The sequence below is a fragment of the Promicromonospora soli genome (assembly GCF_014653785.1).
Taxonomy (GTDB): Bacteria; Actinomycetota; Actinomycetes; order Actinomycetales; family Cellulomonadaceae; genus Promicromonospora; species Promicromonospora soli.
In genome coordinates this window covers 427,364-447,493 of the sequence record NZ_BNAS01000004.1, presented here as the reverse complement: position 1 = coordinate 447,493, position 20,130 = coordinate 427,364, and the positions used below count along the sequence as shown (strand labels likewise).

Here is a 20,130-nt window from a genome sequence, read left to right as displayed (position 1 = left end):
GCCGCCTACGACCCGGTGTACCGCCCTGGCCGGTGGTTGATGGCCAGGATCAGATTGAGCAGCACCGAGCCCGCTGCCGACACGACGACAGTCAGAGGCGCGGCGACAAGCAGGGAGGAGACGATCACCGCGGAGTCGAGCACCATCAGCACGTATCCAGCCCGCGTGCCGAACCGGTCCTGCACGACAAGCGCGACGATGTTGAACCCGCCGAGGCTCGCGGTATGCCGGAACAGGGCGATCAGGCCGACGCCGCACAGGACGTTCCCTGCCGCGGCTGCGTACACGGGCGCGATCCCGGCGAGCGGGACGAACAGCGTGTGCAGGCCCGACATCGTCGAGACCAGAGTGATCGCCACCGCGCTGTAGATGCTGAACTTCCATCCCTTTCCCCGGATCGCGAGCAGGAAGAACGGCAGGTTGATGGCCGCGAACAGCAGCCCGAACGGAACGGGCAAGGCCTGGCTGAGCAGGAGCGACAGGCCCGCGGTCCCGCCGGTCACGACCGCCCCGGCGCGAAGGATGGCAAGCCCGAGGCTCACCACGAAGGTGCCGATCAGCAACCCCAGTGCATCCTCGAGCAGGTTGTGCGGGACCGGGCCGGCGTGGTGTGCGGTGGCGGGAGAACCGCGCCACGTCCTGGTGCTTGTGCTCATCGGGCGGCCGCAAACGTGCTGCGGTCGCCGAGCGCGGTGATCACGCGGTCATTCGTCAGGGTGTCTGCCAGCGAGATGCGCACCCCGTCGCCCCGATAGCCCCGCACCAGGATGTCGTGCATCTCGAGGTGATCGACGATTCGCTCGCGGAGCGTGTCGTCGGTGCGCAGCCAGACGAAGTTCGCCTGTCCCGCGACCACGGCCCATCCCGCACGCCGGAGAGCGCGCGCCACACGGTTGCGCTCGTCGGCCACGAGCGCGACGCGCTCCTGCAGCTCCCTGGTGGCCCGCAGCGAGGCGAGCGCCGCCTCCTGCGCAAGAGCGGTGACGGCGAACGGCAGGCCGACGCGGCGCAGCCCATCGGCGAGGTCCGTGTGCGCGATGGCGAAGCCGACCCGTAGCCCCGCCAGGCCGTGCGCCTTGGAGAAGGTGCGCAGCACGCAGACGTTCGGGTGCGCACGGAAGAGCGCCAGCGCGTCGAGCGGGTCCTCCTCGGCGACGAACTCCACGTAGGCCTCGTCGATGACCACCAGCACGTGTGCGGGCACGGAGCTCAGGAACTCCGACATGCGACCGTGCTCGACCGTCAACCCGGTCGGGTTGTTCGGCGTGCACACCAGGATCACCTTGGTGCGCTCGGTGACGGCGGCCGCCATCGCCTCCAGGTCGTGCGACTCGTCTGCGGCCAGCGGCACCATCACGGATCGTGCCGCCGCGAGCGAGACGAGGATCGGGTAGGCCTCGAAGGACCGCCATGCGAAGACGATCTCGTCTCCCGGGTCGCAGACCGCGGCGATGATCTGCTGCAGAACGCCCAGGCTCCCCGGCCCGACGACGACTTCGTCGGGGACGACGTCGAGGGCGGCCGCGATCCCGGCGCGCAGCGCAGGTGCCGCGCTGTCGGGGTATCGGTTCATGCGCCTCGCGGCGGTCTGGACGACCTCCAGCACGGAGGGCAGGGGGTCGTAGTGGCTCTCGTTGGAGGCGAGGGCGGCGCTGGTCGCGTCGGTCGCGCGTCGCCCCGCCCCGTAGGCGGGCAGCTCGTGGACGAGGGGACGCAGCGCCAGCTGCGGGGAGGTCGTGTAAGCCATGGTCGGCACACTGTGGGCCAGCTAGGCTTCTGCGCAACTGTGCTCTGCCAGACCTGGCAAATTGCTCATCACATTTCGAGAGGGTCGGCAGAATGACCAACGACTACCGGCTGGATGCACTGGACGCGCGCTTGCTGCTCGCCCTCGACGACGACCCGGAAGCGTCGGTGGTCTCGCTCGCCCGCACGCTCGGCGTCGCACGGAACACCGTCCACGCCAGGCAGCGCCGCCTCGAGCAGTCGCAGGCGCTCGGTGACGTCAGCCGCCGGCTGGCTCCAGAGGCGCTCGGACGCGGACTCACGGCCTTCGTGGAGATCGCCCTGAGCCAGGCCGAGGCACCGGCGGCCTACGCGGCGCTCGCGGACATCCCCGAGGTGATCGAGGTGCACGCGACCACCGGCGACGCCGACCTCCTGGCCCGTGTGGTCGCTCGTGACGCCGCCGACCTGCGCGGCGTCACGGCTGCGATCACCGCCGCGCCAGGAGTGCAGAGGACCAGCACGTCCGTGGCCCTGGAGCAGGTCGTGCCCTATCGGCTGTCGGCGATGCTCCAGCGGCTCGCACGCGAGGACGGAGCCCGCGTCAGAGGGTGAGCAGCACCTTGGTGGCGCGGCGCTCGTCCATCGCCTTGTAGCCCTCGGCCGCCTCGTCGAGGGGCAGGGTGAGGTCGAAGACCTTGCCCGGGTCGATGGTGCGGTCCCAGATGAGCCGGATCAGCTCGGGCAGGAACCGGCGCACGGGGGCGGGGCCGCCGTGCAGGTGGACGCCGGTGAAGAACAGGTTCAGGCCGTCGAGCTGCACGCCGTGCGTGACGCCGACGTAGCCCACGTACCCGCCCGCCCGGGCGGAGTTGATGGCCTGCCACATCGACTCCTGGGTCCCCACGGCCTCGACGACGCCGTGGGCGCCGTAGCCGCCGGTGAGCTCCTTGATCTTCGCCGCGCCCGCGTCGCCACGCTCCTCGACGATGTCGGTAGCGCCGAACTCGCGGGCCAGGGCCTGGCGCTCGGGGTGGCGGCTGAACGCGATGATGCGCTCCGCGCCGAGCTGCTTGGCGGCCAGGACTGCCGAGAGGCCGACCGCGCCGTCGCCGACGACCGCGATGGTCTTGCCGGGCCCTGCCTCGGCGGCGACTGCGGCGAACCAGCCGGTGCCGAGCACGTCCGAGGCGGCCAGCAGCGACGGGATCAGGTCCTTGTCGGGCTCGCCGGGCGTCGCCACGAGCGTGCCGTCGGCCAGCGGGATGCGGGCGAGCTCGGCCTGGGTGCCCTCCGAACCCATCATGACGTTGTGGATGCAGCGGGACTGGTAGCCCGCCTGGCAGATCTCGCAGGTGTTGTCGGAGGCGACGAAGGAGCCGACGACGAAGTCGCCGACCTTGACGTTCCTCACCTGGTCACCGACCTGTTCCACGACCCCGATGTACTCGTGTCCCATCGGGGTGGGGCCGTTCAGCGCCTCGATCCCGCGGTACAGCCACAGGTCCGACCCGCAGATGCAGGCCGCGGACACGCGGATCACGGCGTCGGTCGGCTCGATGATCTTCGCGTCCTCGCGCTCCTCGACGCGAACGTCCCCGGGGGCGTACATGACAACTCCACGCATTGATGGCTCTCCTCGTTCGGTGCGCCGTGCCGAGCTGTGCGGCACGGGGGCAGTGCTCTTGCCGGACCCATCAAACGTCGGGCCGCCCGCCGGGTGGGAGGCCCGGACAGAACCCCTCAGGCGTGTAGCACTTGGTTGTGGGCGCGATCGTTGCGCCTAAAACGGACGGGTAGTCGCAACGGTCGCGCCCACAACCAAACGCGCGCCGGGAGGGTCAGTGGGCGATCTCGATCGTGACGCCAGCGCCCTCGAGGCGGTTGAGCTGGTCGAGGGTGGCGTCGTAGGTGCCGAGGTGGAGCGTCTGGTCCGAGTACTCGATGCCCGACGCGTCGTAGTAGAAGCCGAGGTTGCCCCAGGGCGTGTAGTAGATGAGGTCGCCGTCCTCCGGGTCGGAACCAGGAGTGCCCACGACGTCGAGCTCGCGCGGCAGGTAGGCGATCTTCTCCCGGCCGCTGAGCTCTTCGACGTCGAGCGTCAGGGGCAGCATCGAAAGGAAGTCGCGGACGGCGGGGGTGTCCTGGTCGATCGTGACGTCGACCCGTGCGTCGTCCGAGGTGAACCGGACGATCGTGCCCGCGACGTCGTTCTCCGCGGCGTCGGATCCCGGCCTGGGGGACGACGCCGCGGCGGAAGGGGACTCCGATCGGGAGTCCAACGGGGTCGGCACGGCCGACGACGGCGCGGACGTGCCGGAGCCGGAGGACGCGCCGGGCTGCTCCGCCGGTCCGGTCGAGGCGCAAGCCGTCAGCAGGCCGAGCGCCGCGGCCGCGGCCAGGACAGGAATCTTGGGGAACCTCATGAGTGGCCCTTCGAGCCGGGGGACAGGGCGTGGAGCGCCGGCTCGGCGCCGGCCCCGGCGACCGGCGCTGCGGCGAAGCGCCGCGGCCGCGCCGCCAGCGCGAGGTAGGCGGCAGCAGCGAGCGCGATCGAGGCCGTGCTGACGATGCCGAGGGGAAGGATCGTCGCCGCGCCCGCGACGCCGACCAGGGGTGCGGTGACGCCGCCGAACCCGAACCGGACCATGCCCAGCAGTGACGACGCGGTGCCGGCGAGCCTCGGGTACCCGACCAGTGCGAGCGTCGTCGCCGGCGGGGACGTGACGGCCACGCCGCTGGCCAGCGCGAGCAGTGACACGATCACCACCCACAGCGGCATGGCGGCCAGGCCGGCGGCGAGCAGCCCGACGGCGCCGAGGCCCGCCACGACGATGCCGACGGTCAGGGTGCGCGGCACGCTCCAGCGCTCGGCGGCGCGGCCGGCGACGTATCCGAAGAGCATGAACCCGGCGGAGTTCAGGCCGAACGCGAGCGCATAACCCTGCGGGGAGAGCCCGTAGATGCCCTGCAGCACGAACGTGGCGCCCGACAGGTAGGCAAAGAGGGCGGCGTACATGAAGCCCTGGTTCAGCACGGCACCCAGGAACACGCGGTCGGACAGCAGTACCCGGAAGTCCCGCCTGGTCTGCGCGAAGCCGCCGCTGGTGCGGCGCCCGGCGGGCAGCGTCTCGGTGAACGCGAGCGCTGCGGTCACCAGGAGCGCGGCGCCGACGACGGCGAGAAAGACGAACAGGCCGCGCCAGTCGGTGACGGTGTTCAGCTGACCGCCCAGCAGGGGACCGATGATCGCGGCGAGCCCGCCGACCACCGTCAACCGCCCGTAGAAGCGGATCAGCGCTCCGCCTGAGTAGATGTCCCGGCCGGCGGCCTGAGCGATCACTATTCCCACCCCGCCGGCGAGACCCTGCACGAGCCGCGCGAGGATCAGCAGCTCGACGGTGGGGCTGGCCGCGCACAGGGCCGACGTCGCGACGTACGCGACGACGCCGATCAGCAGGATCCCGCGCCGCCCGAACCGGTCGGACAGCGGTCCCGCGAGCAGCTGCCCGATCGCGAGGCCGACCAGGCAGGTGGTCACGGTGAGCTGCGCGACCGAGGTCGCCGCGCCCAGCTCGGCGGTCAGCGCCGGGAGCGCCGGGAGGTACAGGTCCATGGAGATCGGACCGAACACCGTGAGCAGCAGCAGCAGCGTGGGCAGGAACCGGCCGAACGGGGGTCGCGCGGAGGCAGGAATCTCGGGCATGCTCACCAGCGTCCTTGCCCGCGCGGGCTCGTGGGAGCCCCTGACGAGAGGTGTACCGACAGGGACTCGTTCGCCGTGCGGACCCGGCTTAGCCTGCTGACATGGACAACCGGGCCGAGGTGCGCGAGTTCCTCATGTCGCGCCGCGCGAAGCTCACCCCCGCGGAGGCCGGGCTGCCCGCTGGTCAGAAGCGCCGGGTGCCGGGGCTCCGGCGGAGCGAGGTCGCCGTGCTCGCCGGGGTGAGCGTGGAGTACTACACGAAGCTGGAACGCGGCGCGATCGCGGGGGCCTCGGCCTCGGTGCTGGACGCCGTCGCACACGCCCTGCAGCTCGACGACTCCGAGCGGGCTCACCTGCTGGACCTCGCGCGCGCGGCCGACGGCATCCTGTCGTCGGGGCGTCCTCGCCGTCGGGCGGCCAGGCCGTCCGTGCCCAGGGCCAGCCTGGAGTGGGCGCTCGAGTCCATCACCGGAGGCGTCGCGCTGGTCCGCGACGCGCAGCAGAACGTCCTGGCGGTCAACCCGCTGGGCCGTGCGTTCTACTCGCCCGTGATCGGCGACGGCGGGCGCACCCCCAACCTCGCGCGGTTCCAGTTCCTGGACCCCGCGGCCCGGGACTTCTATCCCGACTGGGACCTGTTCGCCGGGATGTGCGTGGCCGTCATGCGCACCGAGGCCGGCCGCAACCCGCACGACAAGGGGCTGCAGGACCTGGTCGGCGAGCTCTCCACGCGCAGCGAGGTCTTCCGCACCCTCTGGGCCGCGCACGACGTCCGCACCCATGGCGCCGGCACTAAGCGGTTCCACCATCCCGTCGTCGGCGAGGTGGTGCTCGCCTACGAAGAGCTCGCCATCACCGCCGAGCCCGGCCAGGTTCTGTTGATCTACACCGCGGAACCGGGTTCCAGCTCGGCCGACCGGCTGGGGCTCCTCGCGTCGTGGGCCGCCGAGACGAGCATTCCCGGTCCGGCCTGAGCGCCGGCAAGAACCCGCCCGTCACTCGGTGACGTCCTGCCGAACGGGTCGCGATGATCTCGAGCGGCTCCAGCGGTGTGTGCGGGCGCGCTGCAAGCGCGTTCCAAGTCTTTCCATAGTTTTCCGCGCCGGTGCCGCTGGCGAGTGCGGTATTCCCTCCAATCAAGGGCTTCCCGGACGTCGAGTCCTCTGCTACCTTCACGGCAATCGCTTTCCGTTTGGTGAATGCCAAGGAGCTCGCAATGTCGCGACCCACGCCCCTGCCGTCTGTCTCCGCACTGCCGACGCCCCGCCGGAACCCCCGCGCAGGAACCGCGCTGGTCGGCCTCGCGCTCGCTCTAGCCGTCGCAGCGGGCGGACTCGCGGTCCCCGCGGCGAGCGCGGACGAACCGCCGTCGGCCGCCGCCGTCGACGCGCCCGCCGGGGCGCTGGACCACCTGGCGCTCGGCGACGCCGCCTCCGAGGAGGCGCACGGATTCGTGCCCGCCGGTTCGGTCATCACCGGCGAGGGCGGGCGGCCCGCGCGCGTGGCCGAGCCCACCACCCCGCCGTCGCGTCACCTGTCCGACCTGACATTCGAGATGACTGTCGACCCGGCCGAGCAGAACTACCTGTCGGTGACCCTGTTCGGCGGTGACGCGTCCGCGTTCAAGACCCTGCTGCTCGTGGACGGCGAGCAGGTGCAGTACCAGAACAGCGGTGACTACCAGGCCCTGGACACGGGCACGCAGGGCGGTCTGCCCGGGCGGTTCTTCCGCGCGACGGCGATGCTTCCCCTGGTGTCCACGCAGGGACACGACCGGGTGCAGGTGACGCTGCGGACCTACCACCCGAGCGTCGGCGCCACGGCGTCCGCGCCGTCGCGCCCCTACTACGCCGTGACCACCCACCTCGAGCCGGCACTGCTCCCGCAGACCGCCGACGGCGAGCTGGACACCGGCTACGCGGTGACGCCTCAGGCCCGCGCGCCGATCGGTGCCGAGGAGCAGCAGGCCAAGATCGACGCCTACCGGGCCCAGCAGGTAGCGGACTTCGACGCGCTCTCCGCCAAGGCGGACTCGGCCCCCACAGCCGTGCTCTCGATCACGAGGTACGTCGAGGAGCTGCGCTTCTACGCCGAGTGCCTGTCGATGGACTGGTGCCCGGCGGACACGGCCCCCGAGAAGCGGGCGGCGATCGACCGCATCCTGCGCTCGATCGACAACTTCACCCGCCAGTACTACGGCGACGTCCGGAGCCTCGCGTCGGGCGGCCACCAGTCCGACTGGGGCGGCTACTACCGCGCACTCGGCGAGGCGCTCTACATCGTGGAGCCGCTGCTCGCGGACCCGGAGATCATGGGTTCCGACGCGTTCGAGGCGTTCCTCGACGAGCCCTTCGTCACGGGCACCACCGACAGACCGAACAGCATCGCCGGAGTCGACTGGTCCGGGGGTGAGCTCTCCCGCCGCGAGGCCTACGAGCGCGTGCTCAAGGCGAACTACGACTTCGCGCGTTCGCGCCTGTCGTACATCTCCAACCAGGTCTACTACACCTACGAGGGGGCCTGGGAGGCGCACGAGGGCCTGCGCGTCATCGGCTCGGAGCACTTCGAGGGCTCCGACCGCAGCCACCAGATCCTCGGTGAGGCGCTCGGCCTGCGTCCGTTCCGTGGCGAGGAGGTCCTCGTCGGACCGGACGGCCGGGACCTCGACCTCTACCACTCGCTCTTCTTCCACGACGGCACCGCCCAGCTCACCGACGACTACCTGCAGGTCGTCATGCGCGGCCTCGCGCGGAGCAAGACCGGCCCCGACGGCGCCGTCGAGCGGCGCCTGCCCTACGGCGAGCACTACCCGATCCTCACGGAGGCCGGCCTCTACCGCGAGAACGGCTACGTCGGCAGCTACGGCGAGACGCCGAACTACTACCCGTCGTGGTTCTGGCGGCTCGCGGACCACCCCGCCGACGCGGGGATCCGCGACGAGCTGCTCAAGCTCGCGCTGAAGAACCTGCACGCCCGCGGGCAGACCCGCTACCAGGGCACGGACACCCAGGGGAACCGCGTCATGACGATGGACCAGATCGTGGACTGGCGGAACAACGCCTACCCTGGCAAGGTGGCGTACTCGACGGAGCCGAACACGCCCCAGATCTTCGCGTACGCCGGCCTCGAGAAGTACCTCGCCGAGAACGCCGAGGCCTACTCCGGACCCGAGTGGAAGGTCACCTGGCAGCACGCTCGCGAGGCGACCGGCTGGCTCCAGCAGGCCCTGGTCGACAACCAGGTCTTCCCGTACTTCGACGGGATCCTCGCCAAGCGCAAGTACGACCTGCGGCTGAGCGAGGAGTACGCGTTCGCCACGGGCGGTCGTGCCGGGTACGAGGCGCTGGGCAAGGCGGCCGCCGGACAGGTGCTGCCGAACACCGACCTCGACCGCTACACCGACGAGGAGCTCGCCACGCTCGGCGTGGACCGCGCGAGCACGCCGGACTTCGCCTGGGTCGACGTCGACAACCTGTTCGTCACGTTCCGCGACGGCGACACCCAGGTCAGCGGCACGCTGAACTTCCGGAACATGGGCGTGACGTCCTCCGCGCGGCTGCACGCACGTACCGCCACCGGGGCGCAGCACGCCCAGGTCCGCACCGAGTCGCTGGTGACCTACGAGGACACGTTCCTGCGGCCCCACAGCGTCGAGGACACGATCATCCAGGACCGGTACACGACCCCCGGCGAGCAGGGGCTCGCGATGACCGGAGAGCTGTCGCCGGTCAGCCTCCAGCCCGGCGTCGGCCCGATGAACCGCGACAACTTCGCCGTGGACACGCCGTTCACGAGCTATCCCGACCTCGTCACGGCGCGCTACGGCGACTACCTCGTCGCGGTGAACACCACCCGGGACGCATACGGGAACGCCGCCAAGCTGCCCGTCGTCGTGCCCGCCGGTGTGGCCGGCACCGTCCGCGACCTCGTCTCCGGGAAGGACCTCAGGCTCACCGGTGGCCGGTACGAGCTCAAGCCGTCGACGGCGGTCGTGCTCGACCTCGGCACCACGGCAGACCGCCCGGAACCGAGCCGCGTGCTCGCGGTCGACGCGACCGTCGGCGCAGGCGTCGTCGGCCTCACCTGGGGCCGCTCGGCGGGCGCCACCTCGTTCGACGTCCGCCGCGGCACCACGGCCGCGATGGCCGACGCCGTAGTGGTCGCGTCGGGCGTGACGGGGCAGTCCGTCGTCGACCCGGTCCCGGGCCCCGGCCGCTACCACTACACGGTCGTGGCGCGGAACTCGCACGGTGCCGCGCAGCCCGCCGTCCCGGTGAAGGTCGAGGTGGCCGCCGCGGTGTCGCACGACCTCCCGGGCGGCTGGCGTGACGACCGCGTCGGCGAGACTGCCGGGTCCGCGGACGTGGACGGTGCTGCCGTGACGATCAGCGGCGCCTCCGGGGCGGGCTTCGCAGGCGGCGACGAGGCGATCACGCCGCGCTGGAACGGCATCGGCCGGCACCAGCCCGACAGCCTGGCGCTCGCGAGCAAGCTGGTGAGCGGCAGTGTGCTGGTCTCCGCCGACCTCGGTGCCCGGCCCGTCGAGGGCGCCGGCGTCACGATCCGTCAGGACGCGGCGCCGACCAGCGAGTACGCCTGGCTCGGTGCCGAGGACGGCCGGATCGTGCTGCGCACCCGGAACCTGGACACGCGCGCCGACATCGGCGTCGGCATCCCCGGACACAACTCGGGGGGCGGCACCAGGAGCCCGTACCTCGTGCCCGGCCCCGACCTGGACGCGGAGCGGTACCGCCACGTCAAGCTGGTGCGCACCGCGCACACGCACCAGGTGGTCGCCTACGCGTCGGCCGACGGAGCGACGTGGACCACCGTCGGCTCCGTCATCATCCCGATGCTCGACGCCGCACTGGCCGGCGTGAGCCTCGCCTCCGGCGACGCGACCTTCGAGGACGTGACCGTCACCAAGCTGCCCGGGACGGCGCAGGCCCTGTGGATCGCCGAGGGTGAGCAGGGCGCACACACCGTGCGCTGGACAAAGCCCGCCCGCGCGGTGGAGTTCGACGTGTACCGCACGACCGACCCCGACGCCGCCGAGTTCGAGGGGCCGGCCGACGGCTGGGAGCTGGTGACGACCACGCGCGCGCTGCGGCACGACGACGTGATCCTGGCGGGGAGCGCCACGTACGCGGTGGTCTCGCGCACGGCCGACGGGACCCGGTCGACGTCGTTCACGGCGCGGGTCGACGCGGCCGGCATCGAGGCGGTGCTCGGCGCCGCCCGGGCGCTCGACGCCGACGGCTACACACCAGGGAGCTGGGCGGCGTTCACGGCCGAGCTCGACGCGGCCGAGGCCCTGTGGACCGCGGGCGGAGCGGACGAAGCGACCCTTGTGCAGCGCGTCTACGACGCCTACGACCTGCTCCTGCCCGTGTTCCGCCACTCGTTCGAGGCGGACGAGCCCGAGGTCTGGCAGCTCGGCGGCCGCGCTCCCGGGACCTACACCGCGGGCATCGTGGACGACGGCGCGCGCACGGGCAACCGCTCGCTGCTCTTCACCAGCACCGACACCACCGGCGACGCCGCGCACAACCTCTGGGTGAACTCCCGCAAGCAGGGCGTCTCCCCGGTGTCGGCGAAGCCGGCGACCGAGTACCGCGTGACCTTCTGGTACCAGCTCACCGACTACACGCCCGGCCTGCGCGTCGGTGCGTACGCCTTCTTCCGGTCGTTCAGCGGCGGCGCGGGGGTCGGGACCGAGCAGCGCAACTGGCTGCCGGTGTCGGCCACGACGGCGCCGGGGGAGTGGAAGAAGTTCGACCGGGTCTACACCACCGCCGACGGCGCGATCGACAACATCGAGGTCTGGATCGGCCTGCGCGGCTCGGAAGGGGTGTTCCGCGTCGACGACCTCCGGGTCGAGCCGGTCGAGCCGGCGCCGCCGACGGAGTGGGGCCACGGCTTCGAGGCTGCAGAGGCGGACAGCTGGCAGCTCGGCGCCACAGCTACGACCCCCGCCACCTACACCGCGGAGATCGCCACGGGCGGCGCCTTCGCCGGCGACCGGTCGCTGCTGTTCACGAGCACCGACACCAGCGGGTCCGCGGCCTACCAGCGGTTCGCGAGCTCGCGGAAACAGGCCGGGGTCTCGCCCGTGACCGCGAAGCGGGCAACCACCTACAGGGTGTCGTTCCGGTACCAGCTCACGGGCTACACACCCGGGGCTGGCGTCGGTGCCTACGCGTTCTTCAGGTCGTTCCTCGGCGCCACCGGCGTCGGCACCGAGCAGCGCAACTGGTTGCCGGCGTCCGCCGCCACCGCGCCGGGGGAGTGGGCCACCTTCGAGCGCACCTACACGACGGTGGACGCGGACGTCGACAGCATCGAGCTCCTGTTCGGACTGCGCGGCTCGTCCGGGCGGTTCCGCGTCGATGACGTCCGGGTCGTCGAGGTCGCGGGATGACGGTCCGCGGGGGCGGTCACTCCTCGCCGAACGAGCCCGCGAACTCCTCGATCGCCGCGACCACCTCGTCGAGGATCGCCAGGTTCTCAGCCCGGTCGTTCGGCACCTCCAGGCAGTGGTCGGCGTTCTCCACCTCGACGACGTCGGCGTCCGAACCGTCGACGAGGTCGCCGTCCCACAGGGGGTCGGCGGTGCCCCCGACCAGGAGGTGGTCCTCGCTCAGGTCGGCGGCGGCCTCTCGCACGTCGAGCGCGCCCTCGTTGGTGAGCACGGGAGTGAGCCACACGCCCGGCAGGCCGAGGCGGACCGCGAGCGGAAGGGCGAGGGTGCCGAGGGACTTGGCCACCACGATGTGCAGCGCGTCCTCGTCGGGTGCGTCCGCGCCCTCGAGCACCTGGGCGAACGCCGCGCGCGCCGAGTCGAAGGTGGGCTTGTCAGTCCACTCCAGGGCGCGGACCGACCAGCCCAGGTCGCTCAGTGCGGCCCGGGTGTACCAGAGCAGCGGCGCCATCGCGGTGTAGCCGCTGCCGGGCAGGATGGTGACGACGCGGGCCGGGTCGCCGTCGGTGAGGTGCAGGGTGTAGGCGGACACATGGACATCATGGCAGTCCCGGGCCGCGTTAGCCTGGGCCGGTGACTGTCAGGGTCTCGCAGGGCGACGTCATAGCGTTTCGCCTGCGTGCCCACCACCTCACCCGACGGCTGGACGAGAGCGCGCTGCTCGATGCCGCCGGCCCGTGCGGCGTCCAGGACAGCCCGCCCGGGTCGGCGCTGCTCGCCCTGCACGCCAGGATGGAGAACCTCACGCGGGAACGGGTCGACGACGCGGTGGCCGAGGAGAAGAGCCTGCTGCAGACCTGGTGCATGCGCGGCTCGCCGTTCTGCTTCCCGGCGTCGGCCGCACCGGTCTTCACCACCGGGGTGCTCCCGCCGACCGAGGAGGCGATGCGACGCTTCCTTCCCGGCGTCGGGCCGGCGCTGGACAAGCTCGACATGAGCCTGACGGAAGCCGCCGAGCAGTGCGGCGCCGAGATCCGTGACGTGCTCTCGGGGCGTCGGCTCGCCATCAACGAGCTGGGCGCGGAGATCGCCGGGCGGATCGCCGGCAAGCTGCCGAAGACGCGGCGCGAAATCTGGGAGGAGGAAGGGCCCTACGCCCCGGGTCAGCCGCTCGGCGAGGGCGTGGTGCACTTCTGCATCCGGATCCTCACGCTGCAGGGCGTGGTCTGCTTCGCACCGCGCGCCGGGAACAAGGCGCCGTTCGTCCTGGTCGAGGAGTGGCTCGGCCATCCGATCTCGGGCATCGACCCGGAGGCCGCGCGCGCCGAGCTGCTTCGCCGCTACCTGCGCTGCTACGGGCCGTCGACCCGCGCGGGCTTCGCCGCCTGGGCGGGGATCCACGCCGGCGACGTCAACCCGTGGTGGGGCGCGATCGAGGACGAGCTGACGGTGGTCGAGTACGGCGGCGCGTCGTGGATCCTGACCGAGGACCTCGACGCCCTGCGCTCGGCGCCGACGCCGAAGGGGGTGCGTCTGCTCCCGCCACGCGACCCGTACACCCAGCTGCGGGACCGCGAGACGATCATCGACAAGAGGTACCACCGGGACGTGTGGAAGACGGTCGGCGAACCGGGCACCGTCCTCGCGAACGGCGAGATCGTCGGCACCTGGCGCCCGCGCAAGAGCGGCCGGAAGCTGACCATCACGATCAGGACGTTCGCCTCGCTACGGGCTCGGGACAAGGGGTCGCTGCAGAGCGAGGCCGAGCAGGTAGGGCCGCTGCGGGGTGCGTCGTCCGTCGCGGTCGAGCTCGACGCCTACTGACTGCTTCTCGACCGGACCCCCGAGCGGTCCCTAGTGTTCGTCCGGCTCGACGACGAGCCCCATGAAGATGTCGAGCAGCTTCAGCGGCTTGCGGCTCGCGGCGAAGGCGGCCGGGGCAGCGGCCGGGATCCCGTCGCCCGACGCCGCCGCGGTCGCCCTCATGATGACCGCCCCCGTCGGTCGCAAAGGCACGCCCGACGACATCGCCCGGGTCGTCTTCTTCTTCTGCGTGAGCGACCTGTCCATGTTCATGACGGGCAGCACCCTGCTGGCCGACGGCGGCGACATCGCGTAGGGGGCGTTCATTGCTTGACCTGCACGAGTGGCTCGACCTGTGCCGGAGGGTCGACCCGCACCAGGCGGATCGCCATGTACGGCCTGCCCGGCAGCGGGACCAGCACATGGCGGGTGTGCGTGCCGGGCAGCGCCTCGACCGTCATCTCCCACGTGTCGATCACGTCGACCCGGAACGTGCCGGGTGGCAGGTCGACGTTGCGGTACCGCGGGCGCGAGAAGCCGAGGTATCCGACGACGTAGCGGCCCGGAACGCCACCCCAGGGCAGGTCCCAGTCCGATGCGAACGGGTCCAGGACGCCGGTCGGCGACTCCGCCACCACACGCTCCAGGAACGCCATGCGCTCCGGGCTGGTGCCGATCAGCTCGCCGCCCTTGGACCACCAGAGCTCTTCCCGCTCGTTGAGGTAGGTCTCGCCGTGGCCCACGTACCCGCCGCGGACGGCGCCCTCCCAGAACCGGCGCACGAGCTCCTCGCCGGTCAGGTTGCCCCAGCCGTACTCGACGTCGCCCTCGTAACCGCACTCGTCGATCACCACCGGCTTTCCCCAGCGCTCCCGCCACTGGTCGGTGTTCTCGGCGGTCCGGTAGACGTCCACGCGCTGGGTGGACGCGTGCGTGATCCAGGGGCGGGTGTGGTCGTAGAACTCGAAGCAGTTGTGGATCGACAGCAGGTGGTCGTGCGGGTCCTCCCGCACCACGACCCGGGCGAGACGCTCCCAGTCGTCGACCGACTTGGCCGCGATGAGGTCGTACTCGTTGGCCATCGACCACCAGACGTTGGAGTACGCAGCCAGGCGCCGGACCGTGTAAGTGACCAGCCGCTCGTCGACCACCGGGCCGAGGTTGGCGAAGCCCCACCGGTCGTACGGGTGGAACAGGATCAGGTCGGCCTGCACGCCGAGCGCGGCGAGCTGCCCGATGCGCGTCTCGAGGTGCCGGTAGAACTTCACGTCGAACCGCGTGTGGTCGAACCCCTCGTTCGTCGCGGGGAACGGGAACCGGTCGGGCTCGTCGGTGTTGAAGAGGTAGGACTTGGGCAGCAGGCACATGCGGATCTTGGTGAAGGGCGACTCGGCGAGCGTCGCCAGGGTCTGCTGCTGGAGGGCGGGGCTCTGGTGCGTCCAGGCGTACGCCGTCGTCCCCCAGGGCCGGTGGCGCGTGCCGTCGGCGTGGCGGAAGTGGAAGCCGTCGGGCCGGACGGGGCCGTGCTGGCGCGGCCGTGCCGCCACGACGACCACGTCGCCCTCGATGCCGTCCAGCGAGGGCGCCGTCGAGCCGGTCGTGAAGTGCCAGGTCCCCTCCTCCTCGGCGAGCATCCGCACCCGGTAGACCCCGTCGCCGTCGTAGAACCCGCCGACACGGACCACTCGGTCCCCGCGGGAGAACGTCGCCCAGAGGTCGACGTCGACGAACGGGTTCCCCTGGGCCGGGCCGTGCAGCTCCAGCTCGACCACGTCCCATTGCGACGTGGGCCCCGGCGCCCGGCACCGCGCCGATCCCTGGGTCACCATGTCTTCCGCGCCGAAGCGGGTGGTCTCGTTGGGCACGTGTGCCGCCTCCTTGGAGATGGTTCTGCACGGGGGCCGAGGGCGCGTCACTCTAGCGCCCTCGGCCCCAGGAGCGCGGATGTGCCACTCGATATGGGCGCGGATGTCGAACGGCGGCCCGTGGTGCCACTGGAACTGCAGGCCCTCCCACGCGGCCAGCAGCATCCGCGCGGCGATGTCGGCGTCGACGTCGCCCGGCACACGTCCCTCCGACCGCCTGACCGCGAGCGCACCGGGGTGCGACGCGGTCGAGGTGCTGATCGCCGTTATGGAGCCGAACGCTGACCGTGCAGTCCCCGACCTAGGCATCGCCCTCAGCCGACGACGTCCACGGCCACCGCGCGCAACGCGTCCAGCACCGTCCTCACCGCGAGGCGTTCGGCCCGGTCGGGTCGCAGGATCGCGACGATCCACCGCGCGGCGTCCATGCCGTGCACCGGACGCAGGGTGAGGCCCGCCCCGGGCGTGGTGCTGTACCGGGGGAGGACGGCCACGCGGTCGCCGGCGGCGACGAGAGCCTCGACCAGCCGGTTGTCACGGAGCCGCTGGACCACGCGCACCGGAGTGCCGGCAGCGGTCTCCACGGCGATGCGCAGGTCGTCGAACGGGTAGCCGAGCGGCACGCCGTACCACTCGTGGAGCACGACGTCCCGGGCGGTGACCCGGGCCTTGGCCGCGAGGGCGTGGTCCGCCCGCATCGCGATGTCGAGCGGCTCGCGGAGCAGGGCCGCGGTGTACAGGTGCCCCGCTCCGGCGGGTACGGGACCGGTAAAGCTGTGCCCGACGACGATGTCGTGGTCGGCGACCATCCCGGAGTACTCCGACTCTGCGATGTCCATGTCGGTGCACTCGAGGTCCACCGCCGTGTCCGCGAGCCGGTCCAGCACCCCGGGCAGCAGGATCGTCGCCGCGCTCGGCAGCGCGGCCAGGCGGACGGTGCCGGACGCCGAGCCCAGGTACTCGTCCCACCTGGCCTGCACCTGGGCGACGGCCCGCGCGAGGTCGCGGCCGCCGTCGGCCAGGAGCCGGCCCGCCTCGGTGAGCCGGACGCCCCGGCCGTGGGCCTCGACGAGCGGGATGCCACCCAGCTCGCGCTGTGCCGTGCGGAGCTGCTGCGATACGGCCGACGGCGTCCGATGGGTCACCTCGGCGACGGCGGTCACCGATCCCCGGTCGGCGAGCTCGCGGAGCAGGTCGAGATGACGAGGGTCCATGCGGGAGAGGTCGTGACCGCGACGACGAGGCTCTGCGTCCATGAAGCCAACCTACAAGGATATGTAGAAGGTTTCGCTTGTCCTTCAGAACGGCGGCCGCACAGACTCGGGGCATGCCGATCTCGCACCGTCTGCTCGCCCTCTCCGTCGCGGTCATGTGGGGACTGAACTTCATCGCCATCGACGCGTCGCTCGACCAGTTCCCGCCGTTCCTGCTCGTGGCGCTGCGGTTCGCGATCATCGCCGTGCCGACCGTGCTGTTCGTGCCGCGTCCGCAGGTGCCGGTGCGCTGGCTCCTGGGCTACGGGATCGGCTTCGGGACGCTGCAGTTCCTGTTCCTGTACTGGGGCATGGCTGTCGGCATGCCGGCCGGGCTGGCGTCGTTGGTGCTGCAGTCGTCGGCGCCGTTCACCGTGCTGCTCGGAGCTGTCGCGTTCCGGGACCGGGTGTCCGCGAGGCAGCTCGTGGGGCTGGGCGTGGCGACGCTGGGGCTGGCCGTGGTGGGCTGGTCCCAGGCGCAGGCCGCGGCGTTCGCGCCGTTCCTGCTGGTGCTGGCGGGCGGGTTCGGCTGGGCGATCGGCAACGTGTCCAACGCGCGGGCCAAGGCGCCCAACCCGCTGCACCTCACGCTGTGGATGTCGGTGGTGCCGCCCGTGCCGATGGCCCTGCTGTCGCTGGTCGTGGAGGGTCCGGACGCCGTCGTCCGGTCGTTCGTCCCAGGGCCGCACCTGGTTCCGGCGCTGCTCGGGCTGGCCTACACCGTGCTGATCGGGACGCTGGCTGGATCCGGGATCTGGACCTGGCTGATGGCCCGGCATCCCGCTGGTGTCGTCGCGCCGTTCTCGATGCTGGTCCCCGTCGTCGGGCTCAGCGCATCGGCGACGCTGCTCGGCGAGAAGGTCGGGGCGCTGACCGCCGCCGGTGCCGTGCTGGTCATCGCCGGGGTGCTCTGGGGTGCGCGACGGAAGGGCACCGCTCGTGGTAGTGACGATCACAGCAGGTCACAGCCGCATCAGGCGGAACTGGCGGGTGTACCGTCGAAATGACCGTTCGGAGGCAACCGTGAAGTCAGGCCTGATCGTGCTCGGCGTCGTCCTCGTCATCGTGGGCTCCGTGTTCACCCTGCAGGGACTCGGCTACCTTGCCGGCAGCGTGATGACGGGCGTGACGCTGTGGGCGATCATCGGGCCCGTCCTCGCCGTCATCGGTATCGCTGTGTTCGTTTGGGGCGCGCGAACAGGCACTTGAGCGTCAGTTGAGGCGCCGGCCGTTGCGGCCCTGTCCACCCTGGCCGGCCTGCGGGTTCAGGCCTGGCGGTCGGCTTCGGCCAGTACGTCGGCGATCATCCGGTGTCCGAGCCTCTCGAAGTCCTCGTCGCCGACCTGGTAGGCCCAGACGGCCGTGCCGATCGCCTCGCGTACCTTGACGCGGAACCAGGTCTCCGCCTCGCGCGGGTCGGGACCGTAGCCCGCGAGGAACGCAGCCTCGAGCCCGGGGTCGCGGTCGAACTCGTTGGCCGCCATCCGGGTGAGGTCCGTGTACGCGGGTCGCAACCCGGCACGGCCGAAGTCGATGGCGAACACGGTGCTCTCGTGAACGAGCCAGTTGCGTGGATGCCAGTCGCCGTGGGTCGGCACGAGGGTCGCCGGCGGTGTCGGGAACTCCTGGAGAAGAGCTTCCAGCCTGGCGGCGACGTCGGACGCGATCTGGTGCGGCTGGTCCAGCCAGTGCAGGGAGCGAGCGATCTCTCGCTCTTCCCATTCCGCGTCCTGGACGGTGTGCTGGGCGTGCAGCATCGCAAGGAGCCGGCCTGCCTGGCGGTACACCTCCGGATCGTCGGCCTGCGGTGTGCCGAGGACCAGCTCGCCGGGTAGGTACCGGGTCACGAGCAGGTTCGCCTCGGCGTCGTGGTGCAACAGCACCGGAGCCCTCCTGGCCCGGGTCCATGGGCCGAGCCACTCCAGGTGCGCCCGGATCTCCCGGGCGAGGTGGTGATCGTCGAGCCCGCCGGCCTTCACCACGACGCGGTCGCCGTCGGCGGACCGGGCGAGGAACACCGTGGTCTCCACCAGGCCCCAGGACAGGTCCCGCTCGATGACAGCGCCCGGGAGCCACTCGTCGACACGCTTCCGTTGGGGTGCGGTCAGAGCGTGGAAGGGGCCCTTCATGGCTGGGTGAGGCTCCCTTCTGCTCGGTAAGCCTGTGGCGGATTGCCCGGCTCGTCGGCGAGCCTAGCGATGATCGCGCCCGTGATCTCGGTCAGCGCGTCGAGCTGGTCCGGCGTGAGCGCGTCGATGACGAGGCGGCGCGCCGTCGCGATGTGACCGGGGACGGCGCGGATCAGCTCGCGCCGTCCGTCGCTCGTCAGGCCGACGTTGGTGGCGCGGCGGTCCTCGGCGCAGGGGGAGCGGACGACGAGGCCGCGCTTCTCCAGGCGTCCGCAGACGTGGGACAGGCGGGGCAGGGTGGCGTCGGTGGCCTGTGCGATCGCGGTCATGCGCAGCGTCGGCTCCGGGCTGAGCTGGAGCGTGGACAGCACCACGAACTCGAAGTGCGTCAGCCCGGAGTCGCGCTGGAGCTGCCTGTCCAGCGCGGACGGCAGAAGGCTGAACATGGCGGTCAGGCCCAGCCAGGCCTGCGACTCCTGGTCGTTCATCCGGGGTACGCGTCGTTTCACGGCCCCATCCTACGCGTTGGTTGACGCGACAAGTAATCGGTGCAAGACTTCGGAGCGTTGGTTGTAGGAACAACTATTAGGAGCACACATGAGCACGGTCACCGTCATCGGAGCAGGAAACCTCGGCAGCGTGGTAGCGGGCATCGCGGCGAAGGGCGGGACGGGCGTCCAGGTCCTTGCCCGCGACCCGGAGAAGGCGAAGGCGGTCGCCGGTCCGCTCGGCGGCACGGCCGGCACGGTCGGCGACGCGATCACGGGGGAGATCGTCGTCCTGGCGGTTCCGTACCCGGCGGTGGCGGACGTGCTGAGCACCTACCCGGGTGCGTTCGACGGCAAGGTCCTGGTGGACGTCAGCAACCCCGTCGACTTCAGCACCTTCGACGACCTCACGGTCCCCGCCGACTCCTCGGCGGCGAAGCTGCTGCAGGACGCCGTCCCCGCGGCGAACGTCGTCAAGGCGTTCAACGCGAACTTCGGCGCCACCCTCGGCACCGGCGCGGCCGGCCCCGTGCAGACGGCGGTGCTCGTCGCCGGCGACGACGCGGCCGCCAAGGAGGCCCTCGTCGACCTGGTCACCGCGGCCGGGCTGCGCGCCGTCGACGCCGGGTCGCTCAAGCGGGCGCGGGAGCTCGAGGCCATCGGCTTCCTGCAGATCACCCTCGCCGGCGCTGAGAAGATCTCCTGGACCGGCGGCTTCACGCTCGTCCACTGACTACCCT

General features: G+C 71.5%; 19 protein-coding genes. 8 read left to right on the top strand and 11 right to left on the bottom strand.

Going from position 1 to position 20,130, the window contains the following annotated elements; translation table 11 throughout:
* Positions 1 to 5: 5 nt before the first annotated feature.
* Together IE250_RS15175 and hisC are read right to left on the bottom strand one after the other, a co-directional pair.
* On the bottom strand, positions 6 to 656 hold the full coding sequence (locus IE250_RS15175) for a YitT family protein (protein ID WP_189670101.1): 651 nt from the start codon (positions 654 to 656) through the stop codon (positions 6 to 8).
* Positions 653 to 1,747 carry a histidinol-phosphate transaminase gene (gene hisC / locus IE250_RS15170; protein WP_189670100.1) on the bottom strand — a complete coding sequence of 365 codons (1,095 nt, stop codon included), beginning with the start codon at positions 1,745 to 1,747 and terminating at the stop codon, positions 653 to 655. The genes IE250_RS15175 and hisC overlap by 4 nt, the downstream gene beginning before the upstream one ends.
* Before the next feature lie 92 nt (positions 1,748 to 1,839).
* On the opposite strand from hisC, the gene IE250_RS15165 reads away from it, so the two are divergent.
* Positions 1,840 to 2,340 carry an Lrp/AsnC family transcriptional regulator gene (locus IE250_RS15165; RefSeq protein WP_189670099.1) on the top strand — a complete coding sequence of 167 codons (501 nt, stop codon included), beginning with the start codon at positions 1,840 to 1,842 and terminating at the stop codon, positions 2,338 to 2,340.
* On the opposite strand, the gene IE250_RS15160 is transcribed toward IE250_RS15165, so the two are convergent.
* The 3 genes from IE250_RS15160 to IE250_RS15150 all read right to left on the bottom strand — a co-directional run bounded on the left by IE250_RS15160 (position 2,330) and on the right by IE250_RS15150 (position 5,431).
* Positions 2,330 to 3,352, bottom strand: coding sequence for a zinc-dependent alcohol dehydrogenase family protein (locus IE250_RS15160; RefSeq protein ID WP_189670098.1), 1,023 nt, complete (start codon positions 3,350 to 3,352; stop codon positions 2,330 to 2,332). The genes IE250_RS15165 and IE250_RS15160 overlap by 11 nt on opposite strands.
* 214 nt (positions 3,353 to 3,566) lie before the next feature.
* A complete protein-coding gene (locus tag IE250_RS15155; RefSeq protein WP_189670097.1) occupies positions 3,567 to 4,151 on the bottom strand; it encodes a cyclophilin-like fold protein in 585 nt (194 codons plus the stop codon).
* Complete coding sequence (locus IE250_RS15150; protein ID WP_189670096.1) at positions 4,148 to 5,431, bottom strand: multidrug effflux MFS transporter; 1,284 nt, start codon at positions 5,429 to 5,431, stop codon at positions 4,148 to 4,150. Before IE250_RS15150 ends, IE250_RS15155 begins: the two co-directional genes overlap by 4 nt.
* Positions 5,432 to 5,532: 101 nt before the next feature.
* On the opposite strand from IE250_RS15150, the gene IE250_RS15145 reads away from it, so the two are divergent.
* Together IE250_RS15145 and IE250_RS15140 are read left to right on the top strand one after the other, a co-directional pair.
* On the top strand, positions 5,533 to 6,405 hold the full coding sequence (locus IE250_RS15145; protein WP_189670095.1) for a helix-turn-helix transcriptional regulator: 873 nt from the start codon (positions 5,533 to 5,535) through the stop codon (positions 6,403 to 6,405).
* Between the two features lie 242 nt (positions 6,406 to 6,647).
* Positions 6,648 to 11,852 (top strand): RHS repeat domain-containing protein, encoded by a 5,205-nt coding sequence (locus IE250_RS15140; RefSeq protein ID WP_189670094.1) that lies wholly within the window; start codon positions 6,648 to 6,650, stop codon positions 11,850 to 11,852.
* A 16-nt stretch (positions 11,853 to 11,868) separates the two neighbouring features.
* On the opposite strand, the gene IE250_RS15135 is transcribed toward IE250_RS15140, so the two are convergent.
* Positions 11,869 to 12,444, bottom strand: coding sequence for a hypothetical protein (locus tag IE250_RS15135; protein ID WP_189670093.1), 576 nt, complete (start codon positions 12,442 to 12,444; stop codon positions 11,869 to 11,871).
* A gap of 41 nt (positions 12,445 to 12,485) precedes the next feature.
* Between IE250_RS15135 and IE250_RS15130 the strand changes: the two genes are divergently transcribed.
* A complete protein-coding gene (locus tag IE250_RS15130) occupies positions 12,486 to 13,676 on the top strand; it encodes a winged helix DNA-binding domain-containing protein (protein WP_189670092.1) in 1,191 nt (396 codons plus the stop codon).
* 30 nt (positions 13,677 to 13,706) lie between these two features.
* Here the strand turns inward: IE250_RS15130 and IE250_RS24865 are convergent, their stop codons facing one another.
* Positions 13,707 to 13,838, bottom strand: a complete 132-nt coding sequence (locus IE250_RS24865) for a hypothetical protein (protein ID WP_268247832.1) — start codon at positions 13,836 to 13,838, stop codon at positions 13,707 to 13,709.
* Here IE250_RS24865 and IE250_RS24580 point away from each other — a divergent pair.
* On the top strand, positions 13,837 to 13,971 hold the full coding sequence (locus IE250_RS24580) for an SDR family oxidoreductase (RefSeq protein WP_229872481.1): 135 nt from the start codon (positions 13,837 to 13,839) through the stop codon (positions 13,969 to 13,971). The genes IE250_RS24865 and IE250_RS24580 overlap by 2 nt on opposite strands.
* A gap of 7 nt (positions 13,972 to 13,978) precedes the next feature.
* Here IE250_RS24580 and IE250_RS15120 read toward each other — a convergent pair whose 3' ends face one another.
* Positions 13,979 to 15,721 (bottom strand): DUF5605 domain-containing protein, encoded by a 1,743-nt coding sequence (locus IE250_RS15120; protein ID WP_229872480.1) that lies wholly within the window; start codon positions 15,719 to 15,721, stop codon positions 13,979 to 13,981.
* 113 nt (positions 15,722 to 15,834) lie between these two features.
* Entirely contained in the window at positions 15,835 to 16,776 is a 942-nt protein-coding gene (locus tag IE250_RS15115) for a LysR family transcriptional regulator (RefSeq protein ID WP_229872479.1), read from the bottom strand.
* A gap of 71 nt (positions 16,777 to 16,847) precedes the next feature.
* Between IE250_RS15115 and IE250_RS15110 the strand changes: the two genes are divergently transcribed.
* Both IE250_RS15110 and IE250_RS15105 read left to right on the top strand, forming a co-directional pair.
* Positions 16,848 to 17,780: an EamA family transporter gene (locus IE250_RS15110; RefSeq protein ID WP_189670090.1), complete on the top strand. Its 933-nt coding sequence runs from the start codon at positions 16,848 to 16,850 to the stop codon at positions 17,778 to 17,780.
* Between the two features lie 16 nt (positions 17,781 to 17,796).
* The gene (locus IE250_RS15105) at positions 17,797 to 17,982 is read left to right on the top strand and encodes a hypothetical protein (RefSeq protein WP_189670089.1); all 186 of its coding nucleotides are present in this window, start codon (positions 17,797 to 17,799) and stop codon (positions 17,980 to 17,982) included.
* 56 nt (positions 17,983 to 18,038) lie between these two features.
* On the opposite strand, the gene IE250_RS15100 is transcribed toward IE250_RS15105, so the two are convergent.
* Positions 18,039 to 18,902, bottom strand: coding sequence for an aminoglycoside phosphotransferase family protein (locus IE250_RS15100; protein ID WP_189670088.1), 864 nt, complete (start codon positions 18,900 to 18,902; stop codon positions 18,039 to 18,041).
* Complete coding sequence (locus IE250_RS15095) at positions 18,899 to 19,411, bottom strand: MarR family winged helix-turn-helix transcriptional regulator (RefSeq protein ID WP_229872478.1); 513 nt, start codon at positions 19,409 to 19,411, stop codon at positions 18,899 to 18,901. The genes IE250_RS15100 and IE250_RS15095 overlap by 4 nt, the downstream gene beginning before the upstream one ends.
* An 88-nt stretch (positions 19,412 to 19,499) precedes the next feature.
* On the opposite strand from IE250_RS15095, the gene IE250_RS15090 reads away from it, so the two are divergent.
* Positions 19,500 to 20,123: an NADPH-dependent F420 reductase gene (locus tag IE250_RS15090; protein ID WP_189670087.1), complete on the top strand. Its 624-nt coding sequence runs from the start codon at positions 19,500 to 19,502 to the stop codon at positions 20,121 to 20,123.
* The last annotated feature ends 7 nt before the right edge of the window (positions 20,124 to 20,130 follow it).